The sequence below is a fragment of the Pseudomonas sp. ACM7 genome, from assembly GCF_004136015.1.
GTDB classification, from domain to species: domain Bacteria; phylum Pseudomonadota; class Gammaproteobacteria; order Pseudomonadales; family Pseudomonadaceae; genus Aquipseudomonas; species Aquipseudomonas frigoris.
The window spans coordinates 2,927,581-2,946,000 of sequence record NZ_CP024866.1 but is presented as its reverse complement, the minus strand read 5'-3'; the positions used below and the strand labels follow the sequence as shown (position 1 = coordinate 2,946,000).

The following is an 18,420-nucleotide window of genomic DNA, read 5'->3' as shown; positions in this document are numbered from 1 at the left end:
GGGACTAAAACAACTTCCGAATATCCTCCGGCAGCAAACTCATGTATTTGCGGGCTGGGCTCGCCCGGCAATCCCTGACGATTCTCGGTACCCGCTTATTCAATTTGGCAATCAAGGCCAGACGCTGCTCGTTCTGCAACTGTGTCGTATAAATCACGTTCGACAGATAGGCGCGAGTGTAATCAAACACTTTTGAATCAACCCACGCGAACTCCGGAAAATCGACCAGCGCCTCATTGAGGTCACGACATCTCAGTTGTTTGAGCCACTGGTTGGTATGAATGGGCGTGTCCAGATCCAGTCTGAAAACCATCGGCGCAATCACTTCCTGCTCGGCGGGCATGTCGCCTTCTACCGTCCATGGTTTGAAGCGCCACTGCGCTAGCGCCTTCCGCGTCGCTTCGGCCAGATCAGCATGATCGCTTTGCAAAATGCTCACATTGCTGACCGAGCCATCGGCATTGGCAGTGAACCTGACTCGAACTTCACCTGTTATCCCGGCCCTGAAAAGCGCCCTGGGGTAAACCGGTTTGGGATTGTTTTCCGGGACCAGAAACACTTCCTCGGCCCGAACACCAACCGACACAACCAACAAAAGCACACACGCAAACCACCGCATAACCCCTCCCCTTCACGACCGATTGCCAGACCCGGCATCTGCACAAAGGTTAAAGCTCGGTGATCTGCAACAGAACGTCATGACTTCCCATTCAATCGAAGGACATTTCCCAAAGCCTCGTCCTACCCTGGACCAAAATGCGGCACGTAGACCTGCAAGTAACGTTTCCCACAACGCCCTACATTTACACCTGAGCGACATGTTCATAAAAGAACATGAAATCTCCAGCATTTCCGCTATTTGGCCGATGCGAACCGGTGCTATTTTCGGTAACGAAACTGTAACATTCGCATCCGCAGTCAAAACAAGAAATCTGGAGCTCTTGAATGTTTGCTTTCTTTCGTCCTGCCGCACATCAGGCTCCATTGCCTGAAGAAAAAATAGACAACACCTACCGACGCCTTCGCTGGCAGATCTTCGCCGGTATTTTTATCGGCTACGCCGGTTATTACCTGCTGCGCAAAAACTTCTCCCTGGCCATGCCCTATCTGATCGAAGAGGGCTATACCCGCGGTGAGCTGGGCCTGGCGCTGTCGGCCATCGCCATTGCTTACGGCCTGTCCAAGTTCCTGATGGGCATCGTGTCCGACCGCTCCAATCCGCGTTTCTTCCTGCCCTTCGGCCTGTTGGTATCGGCCGGTGTGATGTTCATTTTCGGTTTCGCGCCCTGGGCAACGTCCAGCGTGACCATCATGTTCATCCTGCTCTTTATCAATGGCTGGGCCCAGGGCATGGGCTGGCCACCGAGTGGGCGGACGATGGTGCACTGGTGGTCGCAGAAGGAACGCGGTGGCGTAGTGTCCTTGTGGAACGTGGCGCATAACGTCGGTGGCGGCCTGATCGGCCCGCTGTTCCTGCTCGGCATGGGCCTGTTCAATGACTGGCACGCAGCGTTTTACGTGCCGGCGGCAGTCGCCATGGCGGTGGCGGTGTTTGCCTTCGTCACCATGCGCGACACCCCGCAGTCGGTGGGCCTGCCGCCCATCGAGAAGTACAAGAACGACTACCCGGAAGGCTACGACGCCAGCCACGAAGAAGAATTCAGCGCCAAGGAAATCTTCGTCAAATACGTGCTACGCAACAAAATGCTCTGGTACATCGCCCTGGCCAACGTCTTCGTCTACCTGTTGCGCTACGGCGTGCTGGACTGGGCACCGACCTACCTCAAGGAAGCCAAGGGCTTCAACGTGGATAAAACCTCGTGGGCCTACTTCTTCTACGAATGGGCAGGTATTCCGGGCACGCTGTTGTGCGGCTGGATGTCGGACAAGATCTTCCGTGGCAACCGTGGCCTGACCGGCATGGTGTTCATGGCATTGGTGACTGTTGCGACCCTGGTGTACTGGCTCAACCCGGCGGGCAACCCGACAGTCGACATGATCGCGCTCGTCTCGATCGGCTTCCTGATTTACGGCCCGGTGATGCTGATCGGCTTGCAAGCGCTGGAATTGGCACCGAAGAAAGCCGCCGGTACGGCAGCGGGCTTCACGGGCCTGTTCGGTTATCTGGGTGGTTCGGTCGCGGCCAGTGCAGCGATGGGCTACACCGTGGACCACTTCGGCTGGGACGGCGGTTTCGTGCTGCTGATCGGCGCATGCTTACTGGCGATGGCCTTCCTTGCGCCGACGCTGTGGCACAAACAAGTCGCCAGTCAGAGTCGCGAAGCAATCGCCTGATCGGCCTTTGATTTGCAGCGCTTGAGCCGCGCCTCCAGATTCCGGTCTGGCATGGCGTGGCTACGCAGGGCGTGGGCGGTCTGCTCGACATAATCGCGAGTCGTGCCGTAACGCCCGCAAGCGTTTTCGAACACGTGGCTCAGCACGTGATCCGGCAAGTTGCCCGCATAGCTGGGCAGATGCCGCTCCAATACAAACCCCAACGCCTGAACCTGACTTCCGTCTTCAAGACGGCAGTTGAGCCAGTGTGGACGGTAGGACGGGAATGGCATTTCGCGCTGCCAAAGTGCGTAAAGAGACGCTTCAAGTTGTTCTTCAGGCAAGCGATAGGCGAAGCCGCTGCAAGAACCACCGCGATCCAGGCCAAATACCAGCCCAGGCACTTCGGGCGTGCCGCGATGTTCGTGGGACCACAAATACAAACCGCGATGGTAGCCATGCACACGACCGCGCACTCGCTCCACTGCTGCGCATTCGGGACGCCAGATCAGCGAGCCGTAAGCGAACAGCCACACCGGCCCGCCCTTGTGGCGCGCCATCGTCGACTGCATCGAGCTGAGTAATTGTTCGTGCGTGAGCTGCGGCCCCAGATCGAGCCGCGGAGGGTAAGCCAGATTCAAAAAAGCAGATTCAATGGCACTCATGGCGATGAAATTTCGGCCCTGCAATCATTACAAAATATAAGCAACATTCACGTCATAGAACATATAGCAGTAACACTAAAACGAAAAGTGCTAAGAGACGGTCGACCTTCCGGAGCAGCCATAAGCAATCAAATGCCAAAGCTGAAGGCCTGCCCATATACCCTAATATCATTTAGAAAAATTCTTAAATACCGGAATGAAATATACATAAGCATTAGCGCGTCTAGGATAAAGCCCACTTAGGAGAAACTTCCTACACATCCTTCAGTTTTCCCGCCTGTCCGTTGCAGTATGTATGGCGTATAACGGCCACCCACAGGCGCAAGCCAAACTGCCTTACAGGCCTGAACAATGAAAAAACCATGGATTTACGGATTACTTCTGGTGCTTATGGCGCAGCAGTCGCGGGCAGAAGATACCTCCGAGAAAGACACGGGCTCCTGGTATTTGCAGGCCAGTGTCTTTACCAAACACTACTCCGACGACTCCGATCACAATAACAATCAGGAGCTCATCGGCCTTGAGCGTGAGCAAGCGTCCGGTTGGTTGTTTGGTGGCGCAACTTTTCGCAACTCGTTCAGCCAGCGTTCAAATTATGCGTATGCGGGCAAACGCTACGAGAGCGCCGACTATCCCGTGTACTTCAAACTGAGTGGTGGCTTGCTACAAGGTTACAGCGGCAAGTCTAAGGACAAGATCCCCCTGAATCACTTCGGCGTCGCGCCGGTGATCATTCCTTCAATAGGTGCACACTACGGACCGTTGGCAGCCGAGCTGGTGTTGCTCGGCTTCAATGCCGTCATGGTGACGACCGGGGTGCGCTTCTAGAACGGTTCGCCCACCTACGATCGCGGGGCGTAAGCAAATACATCGGCGCGCATTTGATGAGCGTCCATCCCAGCTTCGACCAAAGCATCCAGTGTGCCGTAGACCATGGCCGGAGAGCCGCTGGCGTAGACATGCAAGAATTTCAGATCCGGGAAGTCCTCACACACCGCCTCATGCAACATCCCGCAACGCCCCTGCCAGCCGCATTGATCGCTGACGACTTTATGCAGGAATAGATTGGGCAGTTTCAGCCATTCATCCCAATGTTCGATCTCGTAAAAGTCTTCAGGACGACGCACGCCCCAATACAGATGCACCGGATGTTTGAAGCCCGTGGCACGGCAATGTTCGATCAGGCTATGGATCTGGCCCATGCCGGTGCCCGCGGCAATCAGCACCAGTGGACCGTCCGGCAGTTCCGCCAGATGGGTGTCGCCGAACGGCATTTCGATCCGCACCATCGGGTTGCGTTGCAACTGGTCGATCAAGCTCAGCGCACTGCTTTCGCGCGCCAGTACATGGATTTCCAGATCACGCCCGCCATGCGGTGCCGAGGCCAGGGAGAACGCGGATTTCTCGCCGCTCTCGCGCTCGATCATCAAGTACTGACCGGCGTGATAACGCGGCGACTTGCCGGCCGGCGCTCGCAGTCGCACACGCCAGGTATCGCCGCCGACGTCCCTGCATTCAATGACCTGACACGACAAGCTGCGCACCGGCAATTCTCCCAGCGCGAGCACGCCATCCCACAGCACGATGCAGTCTTCCAGCGGCTCTGCTATGCAAGTGTAGAACTCGCCATGGTCGCGCACACCGCCTTCCTGTTCGACCCGCCCTTCCACCAGCAGTGCGGCGCACACGTGGCAATTGCCGTTTCGACAGCTTTGCGGGCATTCGTAACCCAGACGCCGCGCGCCATCGAGAATCCACTCGCCGGGCAGAATCTGTAGCACTGCTCCGGAGGGCTGCAAGGTTACACGCATCAATCTATTCCTAACTGATTCCAGATGGCATCGATCCGCTGGGTAACGGCTTCGTCCTTGACGATCACCCGGCCCCACTCGCGAGTGGTTTCGCCCGGCCATTTATGCGTGGCATCGAGCCCCATCTTCGAACCCAGGCCGGAAACCGGCGAGGCGAAGTCCAGGTAATCGATCGGCGTGTTGTCGATCATCACCGTGTCGCGCTTGGGGTCCATGCGCGTGGTGATGGCCCAGATCACGTCGTTCCAGTCGCGTGCGTTGATATCGTCGTCAGTGACGATAACGAACTTGGTGTACATGAACTGTCGCAAAAACGACCAGACACCGAGCATTACCCGCTTGGCATGGCCGGGATACGACTTCTTCATGGTCACGATGGCCATGCGGTACGAGCAGCCTTCGGGCGGCAGGTAGAAGTCGGTGATCTCGGGGAACTGCTTCTGCAGGATCGGCACGAACACTTCGTTCAGCGCCACGCCGAGAATCGCCGGCTCATCCGGCGGACGGCCGGTGTAGGTGCTGTGGTAGATCGGTTTGATGCGGTGGGTGATGCGCTCGACAGTGAACACCGGGAAGCTATCGACTTCGTTGTAGTAACCGGTGTGGTCGCCGTACGGACCTTCGTCGGCCATCTCGCCCGGATGGATCACGCCTTCAAGGATGATCTCGGCGGTCGCCGGCACTTGCAGGTCGTTGCCACGGCACTTCACCAGCTCGGTGCGATTGCCACGCAATAAACCAGCGAAAGCATATTCGGAAAGGCTGTCCGGCACAGGCGTTACAGCGCCAAGAATGGTCGCCGGGTCGGCGCCGAGCGCCACGGACACCGGGAACGGTTGACCAGGATGCTTCTCGCACCACTCGCGGTAATCCAGCGCGCCGCCACGATGGCTCAGCCAGCGCATGATGACCTTGTTGCGGCCAATCACTTGCTGACGGTAGATACCGAGATTCTGGCGATCCTTGTTCGGACCTTTGGTGACGGTCAGGCCCCAGGTGATCAGCGGGCCGACGTCGCCCGGCCAGCAGGTCTGCACCGGCAGCATCGCGAGGTCGACGTCGTCGCCTTCGATGACCACTTCCTGGCAGACCGCATCTTTGACCACCTTCGGAGCCATGGCGATGATCTTGCGGAAGATCGGCAGCTTGGACCAGGCATCTTTCAGGCCTTTCGGTGGCTCGGGCTCCTTGAGGAACGCCAGCAGCTTGCCGATCTCGCGCAATTCGCTGACCGCCTCTGCGCCCATGCCCAGCGCCACGCGCTCAGGGGTGCCAAACAGATTGCCGAGCACCGGGATGTCATAACCGGTGGGTTTTTCGAACAGCAGCGCCGGCCCTTTGGCGCGCAACGTGCGATCACAGACTTCGGTCATCTCCAGCACTGGAGAGACGGGGATCTGGATGCGTTTCAACTCTCCGCGCTGCTCAAGCTGCTGCACGAAATCCCGAAGATCCTTGAATTTCATTGACGATGGCACCCCTAAAATAGGCGTACATCCTACCTGCTCTGCCGACCAAACAGCAGCCTGTCAGTGCATAGCCAGCAATCAATTGTGATTTGCACCCAGCAGCACCGGAGCAAACAATGGGCTCAACCGGGCACTGCCTGTGTCTGACAGATGATCCTCGTCTTTGAACTGCGAATGGCCATTGACCTCGATACTGCAAACCTGCTCCGCACACATCAACGGCGTAGGATCGATAACATGTACGCCTGGGTCGGCGGCGCTCATCGAGTTGAACAAGGTACTGAGAAAATGCTGGCGTGCCAGGTGCTCTTCGAGTGGTCGGCCCAGCCCCTCGGCCGAACGACCGACCCGGGCCAGACTCGTCAGTCGATCGATGGCGCCCTTGCGCTGCAGCGGCACTTCCTTGAACAACCAGACTTGCGCGCCCGCCGCCCTTAATGCCGTCACCCGTGCCTTGAGCGCTGTGGCCATGCGCTCCTCGGCCCGAGCCGTATTGTCATGCTGATTGAGCAGAACCTTTTTATCGCCGTCTTCGCGACCGTAAACGTAAAGACTCCAATTGGATGCCAGCACCACATCCTTAATCTGCAGGCTACGAACCCGCTCCATTGTCTGTTCGTTGAAGTCCTTGCAACGCTGACGCAAGTCATTGCTCTGAATCGGCGGACAGGCACTCATGCTGTAAAGCCACACCGGGCGACTGTCGCGCTTTGCGCTACTTTCGATCGCAGGCAACAGCGCGGCAGCATGGCTATCGCCCCAGAACATTTGCGTCGCCGGAACCTCTTCGTTACCACCCACCAGACACGCCTTGTCCAGTTTTTTGTCCGAGGTTACCAACATGCATTTCATCTGCCCGGCCCGCCAATCCCGAGACTGCGCATATTCCAGCGCTTTGCCAGTAAGGCGTTGAGGAAAACCGTCCGCCGATCGCACCATCGAACCTGTGACCGCCAGAGCGGCCATGGCCAGCAAGCCCCCCAACAACACGGGTTTGCGTCCGGCAAGCAGGCGGCGTTCACGAAATGGAAGTTCGACGAAGCGCCAGCTCAACCATGCAAGGCCGAGCGCCAATAGTATCCAGCCCGTAGCCTCCAAGGGCTGAATGCCGTCGATCGAGATGGCATTGGCATAGACATAGACCGGCCAGTGCCACAAATACAAGGAATAGGAGAGCAAGCCGATCCATACCAGCGCGCGAGCACTCAACACCTGACCGGCCCATGTAGAACCGTGCCCGCCTGACCAGATCAGCGCGGTTGCACCGAGCACGGGCAGCAAAGCCGCCCAGCCTGGGAACACCGTAGCCTTGTCAAAGGTGAAAACTGCCACCAGGACCGCCATTAACCCGGCCACTCCCACAGACTGATAGAGCCAGGGCCGTACGGCCTGTTTTGACGCCGGCAAGACCGCGAGCATCGCACCGCACAACAACTCCCAGGCGCGTGTCGGCAGCGAAAAGAAAGCGACGTCGGGCTTGCGGTCGATATAAGCGATATTGAGCCCGAGAGACACCAGCAGCACGACAAACAGCATCCAGCGCCAATGGCGAACATGGCGCATCAACAACACCATCAACAGCGGAAAGAAGATGTAGTACTGCTCTTCAACGGCCAGGGACCAGGTATGAAGCAACGGTTTCAAATCCGACGCGGGCTGGAAGTAACCGTCTTCGCGCATGAACAGAATGTTTGAAATAAACAGCGACTGATAACGAACCGTCCTTCCCAACTCGGAGAAGTCCTTGGCCGTCAGCAACAACCAGCCCAGAACCAGCGTCGCCAGCAGCACCACGCTCAAGGCCGGAATGATCCGTCGTGCACGGCGAGCCCAGAAATCGACGAAGCTGAAACGCTGCGCGGCGATCTCGCGGAACAGGATGCTGGTAATCAGGAATCCGGAAATGACAAAGAAGACATCAACACCGACAAAGCCACCGCTGAAAGTGCTGAAGCCAAAATGAAACATCACGACTGGAATAACGGCCAGAGCCCGCAATCCGTCAATATCACGGCGATTGCCAAATGTGTGCATAACGTCCCTTGTCGTTTCAGATACAAAACCGATTGAAAAAGGGACTCACCGTTAGCGCGACTGCGAATATTCGACGAAGGTCAACGTGGGGAAAGACCCGTCAGAACACTTGATTCAATCGCCGGCAAGATTGAATGCAACGGCGATAGATCAGCTGTTAGCGGGCGGCGGCACCCATTGAATGGGCGCCAGTTTACACCACAGTAAGTATCAATCCAGATACAAAATATCCTGCGAAAAAAAAGAGCGCCCTTTTCGGGGCGCCCTTTTTTGAAGCGTATGTCCCGTCCTGAATGGGTTTAACCTGCTTCAGGACTAGACAGTACTTCGTGTTACTTACGCTTCATCGACAGGAAGAACTCATCGTTGGTCTTGGTCGTTTTCAGCTTGTCGACCAGGAATTCGATGGCAGCGATTTCGTCCATCGGGTGCAGCAGCTTGCGAAGGATCCACATGCGTTGCAACTCGTCGTCGGCAGTCAGCAACTCTTCGCGGCGGGTGCCGGAACGGTTGATGTTGATGGCCGGGAAGACGCGTTTTTCGGCGATACGACGATCCAGCGGCAGTTCCATGTTGCCCGTGCCTTTGAATTCTTCGTAGATCACTTCGTCCATCTTCGAGCCGGTTTCAACCAGCGCGGTGGCGATGATGGTCAGCGAACCGCCTTCTTCGATGTTCCGCGCGGCGCCGAAGAAACGTTTCGGTTTCTCCAGGGCGTGGGCATCGACACCACCGGTGAGTACTTTGCCGGAGCTCGGGATCACGGTGTTGTAGGCGCGAGCCAGACGGGTGATGGAGTCGAGCAGGATCACCACGTCCTTCTTGTGTTCGACCAGGCGCTTGGCCTTCTCGATCACCATTTCGGCAACCTGCACGTGGCGGGTTGGCGGTTCATCGAACGTCGAGGCAACCACTTCGCCGCGCACGGTGCGCTGCATTTCGGTTACTTCTTCCGGACGTTCGTCGATCAGCAATACGATCAGATGAACTTCAGGATTGTTACGCGCGATGTTGGCTGCGATGTTCTGCAGCATGATGGTTTTACCGGCTTTCGGCGGTGCAACGATCAGACCGCGCTGGCCTTTGCCGATCGGGGCGCACAGGTCGATGACACGACCGGTCAAGTCTTCGGTGGAACCGTTGCCGGCTTCCATCTTCATGCGCACGGTCGGGAACAGCGGGGTCAGGTTCTCGAAGAGAATCTTGTTTTTCGCGTTCTCGGGACGATCGTAGTTGATCGTGTCGACCTTGAGCAGCGCGAAATAACGCTCGCCTTCCTTTGGGGGACGGATCTTGCCAACGATGGTGTCACCGGTGCGCAAGTTGAAGCGACGGATCTGACTCGGCGAGACGTAGATATCGTCTGGGCCGGCGAGATAGGAAGCGTCAGCGGAGCGAAGGAAGCCGAAGCCGTCCTGGAGAATCTCCAGCACGCCATCACCGGAGATTTCCTCGCCGCTTTTAGCGTGCTTTTTGAGCAGGGAGAAAATCACGTCCTGCTTGCGCGAACGGGCCATATTTTCTATGCCCATCTGTTCGGCCAATTCGAGCAGTTCGGTAATCGGCTTTTGCTTGAGTTCAGTCAGATTCATATAGGAATGACGTAATCATTTATGGAGGGGGGGAAATTAAGCTTTTGGCTTAATGAGGCCGCGCCGCAGAGAAGGCGACAGGATCGCGTACTTATTCGAAAAGGAGTGCGTCGGCGACGGCTAGCAGGGGGCAGTGGAGAAACCAGTGCGGGGCCGAATGTACCACCTGAATTTCGGAGCGTCTAGCCCTCAATAACGAAAAGGCCCCGCGATGTGCGGGGCCTTTTTGATGACGCTTTAAACGACGCTTAGATGTTGGCGTCGAGGAAGGCAGCCAGTTGCGACTTCGACAGCGCGCCAACCTTGGTCGCTTCAACGTTGCCGTTCTTGAACAGCATCAGAGTCGGGATACCACGCACGCCATGCTTGGCCGGAGTTTCCTGGTTTTCGTCGATGTTCAGTTTGGCAACGGTCAGCTTGCCTTTGTAGGTTTCAGCAATTTCGTCCAGAACAGGAGCGATCATTTTGCAAGGGCCGCACCATTCAGCCCAGTAGTCGACCAGTACAGCGCCTTCGGCCTTGAGGACGTCGACGTCGAAGCTAGCGTCGGTGACGTGTTTAATAAGATCGCTGCTCATGGAAGTCTCCAGGTTGTAAGCAAAAAAACGTGGCCCATCATAGCCGCCCTTCCCTCGTTCAGGAAGGTGCAGATGATTGAGTCTCGCTATGGTGCCGCATGAGTTTGGGTATAGCCCAAGTCACGAGGTGGCGGGAGCGACGAAGGCAATTCCTGTTCGCAGTGCCGCGTTACGCACATGTTCGTGCATGGCCTTCTGCGCTGCGCCGGACGCCCGCCGGGCCAGTGCGCGAAGGATTTTGCGGTGTTCCTGCCAGGTTTCCATGGCGCGCTCTGCCCGGATGAACGGTAGTTTCTGGCTCTCTAGAAAAATGTCGGCGCTGGCCGTCAGAATGCTCAGCATCGCCTGATTGCCGCTCGCTAGCAGGATGCGCCGGTGAAACTCGAAATCCAGTCGCGCCGCGGCCTCGAAGTCGCCGGCCTTCAATTCGATGCGCATGGCGGCGACGTTATCTTCCAGTGCATCGAGCTCGTGAGTACTCAGGGTCACCGCGGCCAAACCGGCAGCGAAGCCTTCCAGGGCATAGCGCAACTGGAAGATGTCCAGCGGCGAGGCCTGGGCCGCGAACGGCCAACTCAGCCCCGCATCGCCTCGCGGCAATTCAACCGGTGACTGCACGAACACGCCTTTGCCCGGCTGGATGCTGATCACGCCCAGCGCACTCAGCGACGACAACGCCTCTCTCAGCGACGCCCGACTGACCCCTAATTGCACCGCCAAATCCCTTTGCGAGGGCAAGGCATCGCCCGGCCCGAAACCTTGCTCGGTGATCAGTTTGCGGATGGCTTGCAGCGCCACTTCAGGTACGGCTCGGGAGATCGAGTTCATGGTTTTTCAGAGAAACCGGGCTAATGAGCGGCTAGTTGTAAAGCTATTCGCGACGCCCGGCAAGTCGTGCCCCATGGGGGTTCGGCGAATTCCCGCGATGCGCTATCGGGGTGCGAAACCGCGCACGACTGTTCAGACCAGTAAGACCGAGTAACACCAGCAAAACCGTGGCCTTGCGCCCCCAAAACCCGATGTTGGCATAGCCCGTGCTCTGTCGATCCGCAGAATTCATTCCTCGCCGATTCGGAGATTTGCCATGACCCAGCGTTACAGCGCCCTCCTCGCAGCCCTGTTTGCCAGCCTGATGCTGAGCCAGGCGCCCGCCCACGCCGACGGTCTGGAGGATGTGGTCAAGCGCGGCGTCCTCAAGGTTGCCGTGCCTCAGGACTTCCCGCCCTTCGGCTCGGTCGGCCCGGACATGAAACCGCGCGGCCTGGACATCGATACGGCAAAACTGCTGGCCGACCAACTCAAGGTCAAACTCGAGCTGACGCCGGTCAACAGCACCAACCGCATTCCGTTCCTGACCACCGGCAAGGTCGATCTGGTGATCTCCAGCCTCGGCAAGAACCCCGAGCGCGAGAAGGTCATCGATTTCTCCCGTGCCTACGCGCCGTTCTACCTTGCCGTTTTCGGTCCGCCAGACGCCAGCATCAAAAGCCTGGACGACCTCAAGGGCAAAACCATCAGCGTCACCCGGGGTGCCATCGAAGACATCGAGTTGACCAAAGTCGCGCCCGAAGGCGTGAACATCAAGCGCTTCGAAGACAACAACTCGACCATCGCCGCTTACCTCGCCGGGCAAGTCGATCTGATCGCCAGCGGCAACGTGGTGATGGTGACCATCAGCGAGCGCAACCCGAAACGCATTCCGGCGCTGAAAGTGAAGCTCAAGGATTCGCCGGTCTATGTCGGCGTGAACAAAAACGAGCCGGCGCTGCTGGACAAGGTCAACCAGATCCTCGCCACCGCCAAGACCGACGGCGCGCTGGAGAAGAACTCCAGGACCTGGCTCAAAGAGCCGCTACCGGCCGATCTCTGACTGTCGTGCGACGCCGTTTAAACAAGGAGCCTAAACATGGCTTATCAGTTCGATTTCATTCCGGTGGTGCAAAACACCGACCTGCTGCTGCGCGGTGCGCTGTTCACCCTTGAACTGACGGCCATCGGCGCGGTGCTCGGGGTGGGTCTGGGCACCGTCGGGGCGCTGGTGCGGGCGTGGAACATCCGCCCGTTCGCCGGCATTTTTGGGGTCTACGTCGAGTTGATCCGCAACACGCCATTTCTGGTGCAGTTGTTTTTCATCTTCTTCGGCCTGCCGTCACTGGGTGTGCAGATTTCGGAATGGCAGGCGGCGGTGCTGGCGATGGTGATCAACCTCGGCGCCTATTCCACCGAGATCATCCGCGCCGGCATCCAGGCAATTCCTCGAGGACAGCTTGAAGCCGCTGCAGCGCTGGCAATGACGCGCTTCGAAGCCTTTCGCCACGTGGTGCTGCTGCCGGCGCTGGGCAAGGTTTGGCCGGCATTGAGCAGCCAGATCATCATCGTGATGCTGGGTTCGGCGGTCTGCTCGCAGATCGCCACCGAAGAGCTGAGCTTCGCCGCCAACTTCATTCAGTCGCGCAACTTCCGCGCCTTTGAAACCTATGCGCTGACCACGCTGGTCTACCTGTGCATGGCGCTAATGATCCGCCAATTGCTGAACTGGATTGGTCGCCGCTACATAGCCCGGAGCAGCCAATGAGCGATTTCACATTCTGGGACGTCGTACGCAACCTGCTCACCGGCCTGCAATGGACCCTGGCGCTGTCGCTGGTGGCGTTTATCGGTGGCGGACTGATCGGCTTGTTGATCATGGTCATGCGCATCTCGAAGAAATCCCTGCCGCGCAGCTTCGCACGCACCTACATCGAGCTGTTCCAGGGCACGCCGCTGTTGATGCAGCTGTTTCTGGTGTTCTTCGGTGTGGCGTTGGCCGGGGTGGAGATTTCGCCGTGGATGGCCGCGGCGATTGCCCTGACGCTGTTCACCAGCGCCTACCTGGCGGAGATCTGGCGTGGTTGCGTCGAATCGATCCCCAACGGCCAGTGGGAAGCCTCGTCGAGCCTGGCGCTCAATCCTCTGGAGCAACTGCGCTACGTGATCCTGCCGCAAGCGCTGCGCATCGCTGTAGCACCGACCGTGGGCTTCTCCGTGCAAGTGGTCAAAGGCACCGCCGTCACCTCGATCATCGGCTTCACCGAACTGACCAAGACCGGCGGCATGCTCGCCAACGCAACCTTCGAACCGTTCATGGTCTACGGCCTCGTGGCCCTCGGTTACTTCCTGCTCTGCTACCCCTTGTCCCTCAGTGCCCGCTACCTGGAAAGGAGACTGCATGCCTCTGCTTAGAATTTCCGCTTTGCATAAATATTACGGCGATCACCATGTACTCAAAGGCATCGACCTGAGCGTCGAGGAAGGCCAGGTGGTGGCGATCATCGGCCGCAGCGGCTCGGGAAAATCCACATTGCTGCGCACGCTCAATGGCCTGGAATCGATCAACGACGGCGTGATTGAAGTCGACGGCGACTACCTCGACGCCGCTCGTGCGGATCTGCGCAGCTTGCGACAGAAAGTCGGGATGGTGTTTCAGCAGTTCAACCTGTTCCCGCACCTGACGGTCGGCGAGAACGTGATGCTCGCACCGCAAGTGGTGCAGAAAGTGCCGAAAGCCAAAGCGGCCGAACTGGCGCGGGAGATGTTGGAGCGGGTCGGGCTGGGGGAGAAATTCGATGCCTTCCCGGATCGGTTGTCTGGCGGGCAGCAACAGCGGGTGGCGATTGCCCGGGCGCTGGCGATGTCGCCGAAGGTCTTGCTGTGCGATGAGATTACCTCGGCGCTGGACCCGGAATTGGTCAATGAAGTGCTGAGCGTGGTCCGGCAACTGGCCAAGGAAGGGATGACGTTGATTATGGTCACCCACGAAATGCGTTTTGCCCGGGAGGTTGGGGATAAGTTGGTGTTCATGCATCAGGGCAAGGTGCATGAGGTCGGGAATCCGAAGATTCTGTTCGCGAATCCGCAGACGGCGGAGCTGGCGAATTTTATCGGGACGGTTGAGGCGGCGAGCTGATCGATCTTCGGCGCCTGCGAGGCAGCTTTCGCGAGCAAGCCCGCTCCCACAGTTGACCGCGTTCTTACTGAGGTACTCGGTTGAATATGGGAGCGGGCTTGCTCGCGAAGGGGCCATCAGCAACACCGCAAATATTCCCGCGGTAAAAGATCGCAGCCTTCGGCAGCTCCTACGCGTTGGCGGCAGCGTTTGATCGTGGCACGATGTCGAGGTTATCGACCGAGACCCCCTGACCATGCCGCAATCCCAAGCCAAGAATCTGTCCCTGATCGCCGCAATCGACCTGGGCTCCAACAGCTTTCACATGGTCGTGGCCAAGGCCCAGAACGGCGAAATCCGTATTCTCGAGCGTCTCGGGGAGAAGGTTCAGCTGGCCGCAGGCATCGACGATGAGCGCCAGCTCAGTGAAGAATCCATGCAACGCGGGCTCGATTGCCTTAAGCGTTTTGCCCAACTGATCAACGGTATGCCGCCCGGCGCCGTGCGGATCGTCGGCACCAACGCCCTGCGTGAAGCCCGTAACCGTGGCGAATTTATCCGCCGCGCTGAAGAAATCCTTGGCCACCCGGTGGAAGTCATCTCCGGTCGTGAAGAAGCCCGCCTGATTTACCTCGGCGTTTCCCACACCCTCGCCGACACCCCGGGCAAACGCCTGGTGGCCGACATCGGCGGCGGCAGTACCGAATTCATCATCGGCCAGCGCTTCGAACCGCTGCTGCGCGAAAGCCTGCAAATGGGCTGCGTCAGCTACACCCAGCGCTATTTCAAGGACGGCAAGATCACCCCGGCCCGCTACGCCCAGGCGTACACCGCGGCGCGGCTGGAGATCATGAGCATCGAACACGCCCTTCACCGCCTGACCTGGGATGAAGCCATTGGCTCCTCGGGCACCATTCGCGCCATCGGTCTAGCGCTCAAAGCGGGCGGACACGGCACCGGCGAGGTCAATGCCGAAGGCCTGGCCTGGCTCAAACGCAAGCTGTTCAAACTCGGCGACGTCGAGAAGATCGATTTCGAAGGCATCAAGCCCGACCGCCGGGCGATCTTCCCTGCCGGCCTGGCGATTCTCGAAGCGATCTTCGACGCGCTCGAGCTGCAACGCATGGACCACTGTGAAGGCGCCCTGCGCGAAGGCGTGCTCTATGACCTGTTGGGCCGTCATCATCACGAAGACGTCCGTGAGCGCACCCTCAGCTCGTTGATGGAGCGCTATCACGTCGATCTGGAACAAGCGGTGCGCGTTGAGCGCAAGGCGTTGCATGCTTTCGATCAAGTGGCTGAGGATTGGGAGCTGGATGACGGCGTCTGGCGCGAATTGCTCGGCTGGGCAGCCAAGGTCCATGAAGTGGGCCTGGACATCGCTCACTATCACTACCACAAGCACGGCGCCTACCTGATCGAGCACTCGGACCTGGCCGGGTTCTCCCGCGAAGATCAACTGATGCTCGCGCTACTGGTGCGTGGCCACCGACGCAATATCCCCCGGGACAAGTTTGCCGACTTCGGAGATGAAGGCATCAAGCTGATTCGCCTGTGCGTGCTGCTGCGCTTTGCGATTCTGTTCCATCACATCCGCGGCACCCAGGAAATGCCCCAGGTCGTCCTACAGGCCAATGGCGACAGCCTGGATGTGTTGTTCCCGGAAAACTGGCTGGACGAAAACCAGCTGACTCAGGCCGACTTCGGCCTGGAAGCGGAGTGGCTGACCCGGGTGGGCTTTGTGCTTAACGTTCGCTGAAATTGAAAAAGGCCTTCTTCGGAAGGCCTTTTTTGTGCCCGCAATTCAGCAGACGACGCAAGCCCGCTCCCACAGGTTTTGCGTATTAACGCACGGTCAGAATCGGGCTGCCCAAACGTTCCAGCAGTGTTGCCTGCGCGCTGCGCGGGTTCTGGTTGCCGGTCGGCGTGTTGCGGATGTAACGGCCGTCCGCCTGCAGGCTCCAGCTGTGAGTATTATCGGTGAGATAAAGCTCCAGCTCTTTCTTGACCCGCATGATCAGCTTCTTGCCCTCGACCGGGAAGCAAGTCTCGACGCGCTTGTCGAGGTTACGTTCCATCCAGTCGGCGCTGGACAGGAACATCTGCTCTTCGCCGCCATTGAGGAAGTAGAACACCCGGGTGTGCTCCAGGAAACGCCCGATGATCGAGCGCACGTGGATGTTGTGCGAAACCCCGGCGATGCCCGGACGCAGGCAGCACATGCCGCGCACCACTAGATCGATACGCACCCCGGACTGACTGGCCTTGTACAGCGCGCGGATGATCTTCGGATCGGTCAGCGAGTTGAACTTGGCGATGATGTGCGCCGGTTTGCCGTCGAGGGCGAACTGGGTCTCCCGGGCAATCATGTCGAGCATGCCCTTTTTCAACGTGAACGGCGCGTGCAGCAGCTTCTTCATGCGCAGGGTTTTACCCATGCCGATCAGTTGACTGAACAGTTTGCCAACGTCTTCACACAAGGCGTCATCCGAGGTCAGCAAGCTGTAGTCGGTGTACAGACGGGCGTTGGCCGCGTGGTAGTTGCCGGTACCCAAGTGGGCGTAACGGACAATCTCGCCAGCCTCACGACGCAAGATCAGCATCATCTTGGCGTGGGTCTTGAAACCGACCACGCCGTAAATTACCACCGCACCAGCCGCTTGCAGACGGCTGGCCAGTTGCAGGTTGGACTCTTCGTCGAACCGCGCACGCAACTCGATCACCGCAGTGACTTCCTTGCCGTTACGCGCCGCATCGACCAGCGCATCGACGATTTCCGAGTTGGCGCCGGAGCGGTACAGGGTCTGACGGACCGCCAATACATGCGGGTCCTTGGCAGCCTGGCGCAGCAGGTCGACCACCGGGGTGAATGACTCGAACGGGTGCAGCAACAGGATGTCCTGCTTGCTGATCACGCTGAAGATGTTCTCGCTGTTCTGCAGCAGTTTCGGGATCTGTGGGGTGAACGGCGTGTATTGCAGCGCTCGCTGACTGTCCAGACCGGTGATGCTGAACAGGCGGGTCAGGTTGACCGGACCGTTGACCTGATACAGCTCGGTCTCGTGCAGGTTGAACTGCTTGAGCAAGTAGTCGGACAGGTGTTTCGGGCAGGTGTCAGCGACTTCCAGACGCACCGCGTCACCGTAGCGACGCGAGAACAACTCGCCGCGCAGGGCGCGGGCCAGGTCTTCTACATCTTCGGTGTCGACGGCGAGGTCGGCGTTTCGGGTCAGACGGAACTGGTAGCAGCCCTTGACCTTCATGCCCTGGAACAGGTCATCGGCGTGAGCGTGGATCATCGACGACAGGAACACGTAGTTGTCGCCCGAGCCGCCCACTTCTTCCGGCAGCTTGATGACGCGCGGCAGCAAACGTGGCGCCGGGATGATCGCCAGACCGGAATCGCGGCCAAAGGCATCGATACCTTCGAGCTCGACGATGAAGTTCAAGCTCTTGTTGACCAGCAACGGGAACGGGTGCGTCGGGTCGAGGCCAATCGGGGTAATGATCGGCGCGATCTCGTCGCGGAAATAGCGGCGCACCCAGGTTTTGATCTTGGTGGTCCAGTGACGCCGGCGGATGAAGCGGACCTGATGCTTTTCCAGTTCCGGCAACAGAATGTCATTGAGGATCGCGTACTGGCGGTCGACGTGACCGTGCACCAGTTCGCTGATGCGAGCCAGGGCCTGGTGCGGTTGCAGGCCATCGGCGCCAGCCTGTTCACGGGCGAAGGTGATCTGCTTCTTCAGGCCGGCCACACGAATTTCGAAGAACTCGTCCAGGTTGCTGGAGAAGATCAGCAGAAACTTCAGCCGCTCCAGCAGCGGGTAGGACTCATCCAGCGCCTGCTCCAGCACGCGGATGTTGAACTGCAGTTGCGAGAGCTCGCGATGGATGTACAGGCTGCTGTCATCCAGACCGGGAATGGCAATCGCTGGCGCCGCTATTGCGGTCTCGGCCACCACCGCGGATGGAGCAGGCTCCAGTTCCGGCGGGGTTTCGGCGATTTGCTCCACCACAGGTTGAGCATCTTTTACGGCAACTTCAGTGAGTCCTTCGGTATTCATCGAAT

The 18,420-nt window shown here is 58.6% G+C and carries 16 protein-coding genes; 7 read left to right on the top strand and 9 right to left on the bottom strand.

Going from position 1 to position 18,420, the window contains the following annotated elements:
* Positions 1 to 4: 4 nt before the first annotated feature.
* Positions 5 to 619: an energy transducer TonB gene (locus CUN63_RS13775; protein ID WP_129440135.1), complete on the bottom strand. Its 615-nt coding sequence runs from the start codon at positions 617 to 619 to the stop codon at positions 5 to 7.
* Between the two features lie 326 nt (positions 620 to 945).
* On the opposite strand from CUN63_RS13775, the gene glpT reads away from it, so the two are divergent.
* Positions 946 to 2,295, top strand: coding sequence for a glycerol-3-phosphate transporter (glpT, locus tag CUN63_RS13770; RefSeq protein WP_129440133.1), 1,350 nt, complete (start codon positions 946 to 948; stop codon positions 2,293 to 2,295).
* On the opposite strand, the gene CUN63_RS13765 is transcribed toward glpT, so the two are convergent.
* Positions 2,271 to 2,939, bottom strand: a complete 669-nt coding sequence (locus CUN63_RS13765) for a gamma-glutamylcyclotransferase (RefSeq protein ID WP_129440131.1) — start codon at positions 2,937 to 2,939, stop codon at positions 2,271 to 2,273. The genes glpT and CUN63_RS13765 overlap by 25 nt on opposite strands.
* A 351-nt stretch (positions 2,940 to 3,290) precedes the next feature.
* Between CUN63_RS13765 and CUN63_RS13760 the strand changes: the two genes are divergently transcribed.
* Positions 3,291 to 3,767 carry a sn-glycerol-3-phosphate transporter gene (locus CUN63_RS13760; protein WP_165353253.1) on the top strand — a complete coding sequence of 159 codons (477 nt, stop codon included), beginning with the start codon at positions 3,291 to 3,293 and terminating at the stop codon, positions 3,765 to 3,767.
* Between the two features lie 14 nt (positions 3,768 to 3,781).
* Here CUN63_RS13760 and CUN63_RS13755 read toward each other — a convergent pair whose 3' ends face one another.
* The 6 genes from CUN63_RS13755 to CUN63_RS13730 all read right to left on the bottom strand — a co-directional run bounded on the left by CUN63_RS13755 (position 3,782) and on the right by CUN63_RS13730 (position 11,251).
* The gene (locus CUN63_RS13755) at positions 3,782 to 4,750 is read right to left on the bottom strand and encodes a CDP-6-deoxy-delta-3,4-glucoseen reductase (RefSeq protein WP_129440129.1); all 969 of its coding nucleotides are present in this window, start codon (positions 4,748 to 4,750) and stop codon (positions 3,782 to 3,784) included.
* Positions 4,750 to 6,216, bottom strand: coding sequence for a 4-hydroxy-3-polyprenylbenzoate decarboxylase (ubiD, locus tag CUN63_RS13750; protein WP_129440127.1), 1,467 nt, complete (start codon positions 6,214 to 6,216; stop codon positions 4,750 to 4,752). The genes CUN63_RS13755 and ubiD overlap by 1 nt, the downstream gene beginning before the upstream one ends.
* Positions 6,217 to 6,297: 81 nt before the next feature.
* Positions 6,298 to 8,253 (bottom strand): acyltransferase family protein, encoded by a 1,956-nt coding sequence (locus tag CUN63_RS13745; protein ID WP_129440125.1) that lies wholly within the window; start codon positions 8,251 to 8,253, stop codon positions 6,298 to 6,300.
* 332 nt (positions 8,254 to 8,585) lie between these two features.
* The gene (rho, locus tag CUN63_RS13740; protein WP_007942421.1) at positions 8,586 to 9,845 is read right to left on the bottom strand and encodes a transcription termination factor Rho; all 1,260 of its coding nucleotides are present in this window, start codon (positions 9,843 to 9,845) and stop codon (positions 8,586 to 8,588) included.
* Between the two features lie 248 nt (positions 9,846 to 10,093).
* Positions 10,094 to 10,423 carry a thioredoxin TrxA gene (gene trxA / locus CUN63_RS13735; protein WP_008150340.1) on the bottom strand — a complete coding sequence of 110 codons (330 nt, stop codon included), beginning with the start codon at positions 10,421 to 10,423 and terminating at the stop codon, positions 10,094 to 10,096.
* 120 nt (positions 10,424 to 10,543) lie between these two features.
* Complete coding sequence (locus CUN63_RS13730) at positions 10,544 to 11,251, bottom strand: FadR/GntR family transcriptional regulator (RefSeq protein WP_129440123.1); 708 nt, start codon at positions 11,249 to 11,251, stop codon at positions 10,544 to 10,546.
* Between the two features lie 256 nt (positions 11,252 to 11,507).
* On the opposite strand from CUN63_RS13730, the gene CUN63_RS13720 reads away from it, so the two are divergent.
* The 5 genes from CUN63_RS13720 to ppx all read left to right on the top strand — a co-directional run bounded on the left by CUN63_RS13720 (position 11,508) and on the right by ppx (position 16,107).
* The gene (locus CUN63_RS13720; protein ID WP_129440119.1) at positions 11,508 to 12,293 is read left to right on the top strand and encodes a transporter substrate-binding domain-containing protein; all 786 of its coding nucleotides are present in this window, start codon (positions 11,508 to 11,510) and stop codon (positions 12,291 to 12,293) included.
* A gap of 36 nt (positions 12,294 to 12,329) precedes the next feature.
* The gene (locus tag CUN63_RS13715; protein ID WP_129440117.1) at positions 12,330 to 12,998 is read left to right on the top strand and encodes an amino acid ABC transporter permease; all 669 of its coding nucleotides are present in this window, start codon (positions 12,330 to 12,332) and stop codon (positions 12,996 to 12,998) included.
* Positions 12,995 to 13,645, top strand: a complete 651-nt coding sequence (locus CUN63_RS13710) for an amino acid ABC transporter permease (RefSeq protein WP_033060645.1) — start codon at positions 12,995 to 12,997, stop codon at positions 13,643 to 13,645. The genes CUN63_RS13715 and CUN63_RS13710 overlap by 4 nt, the downstream gene beginning before the upstream one ends.
* A complete protein-coding gene (locus CUN63_RS13705) occupies positions 13,632 to 14,369 on the top strand; it encodes an amino acid ABC transporter ATP-binding protein (RefSeq protein WP_129440115.1) in 738 nt (245 codons plus the stop codon). The genes CUN63_RS13710 and CUN63_RS13705 overlap by 14 nt, the downstream gene beginning before the upstream one ends.
* A 235-nt stretch (positions 14,370 to 14,604) precedes the next feature.
* Positions 14,605 to 16,107 carry an exopolyphosphatase gene (gene ppx, locus CUN63_RS13700; protein ID WP_129440113.1) on the top strand — a complete coding sequence of 501 codons (1,503 nt, stop codon included), beginning with the start codon at positions 14,605 to 14,607 and terminating at the stop codon, positions 16,105 to 16,107.
* 85 nt (positions 16,108 to 16,192) lie between these two features.
* Here the strand turns inward: ppx and ppk1 are convergent, their stop codons facing one another.
* Positions 16,193 to 18,415, bottom strand: a complete 2,223-nt coding sequence (gene ppk1 / locus CUN63_RS13695) for a polyphosphate kinase 1 (RefSeq protein ID WP_129440111.1) — start codon at positions 18,413 to 18,415, stop codon at positions 16,193 to 16,195.
* Positions 18,416 to 18,420 lie beyond the last annotated feature (5 nt).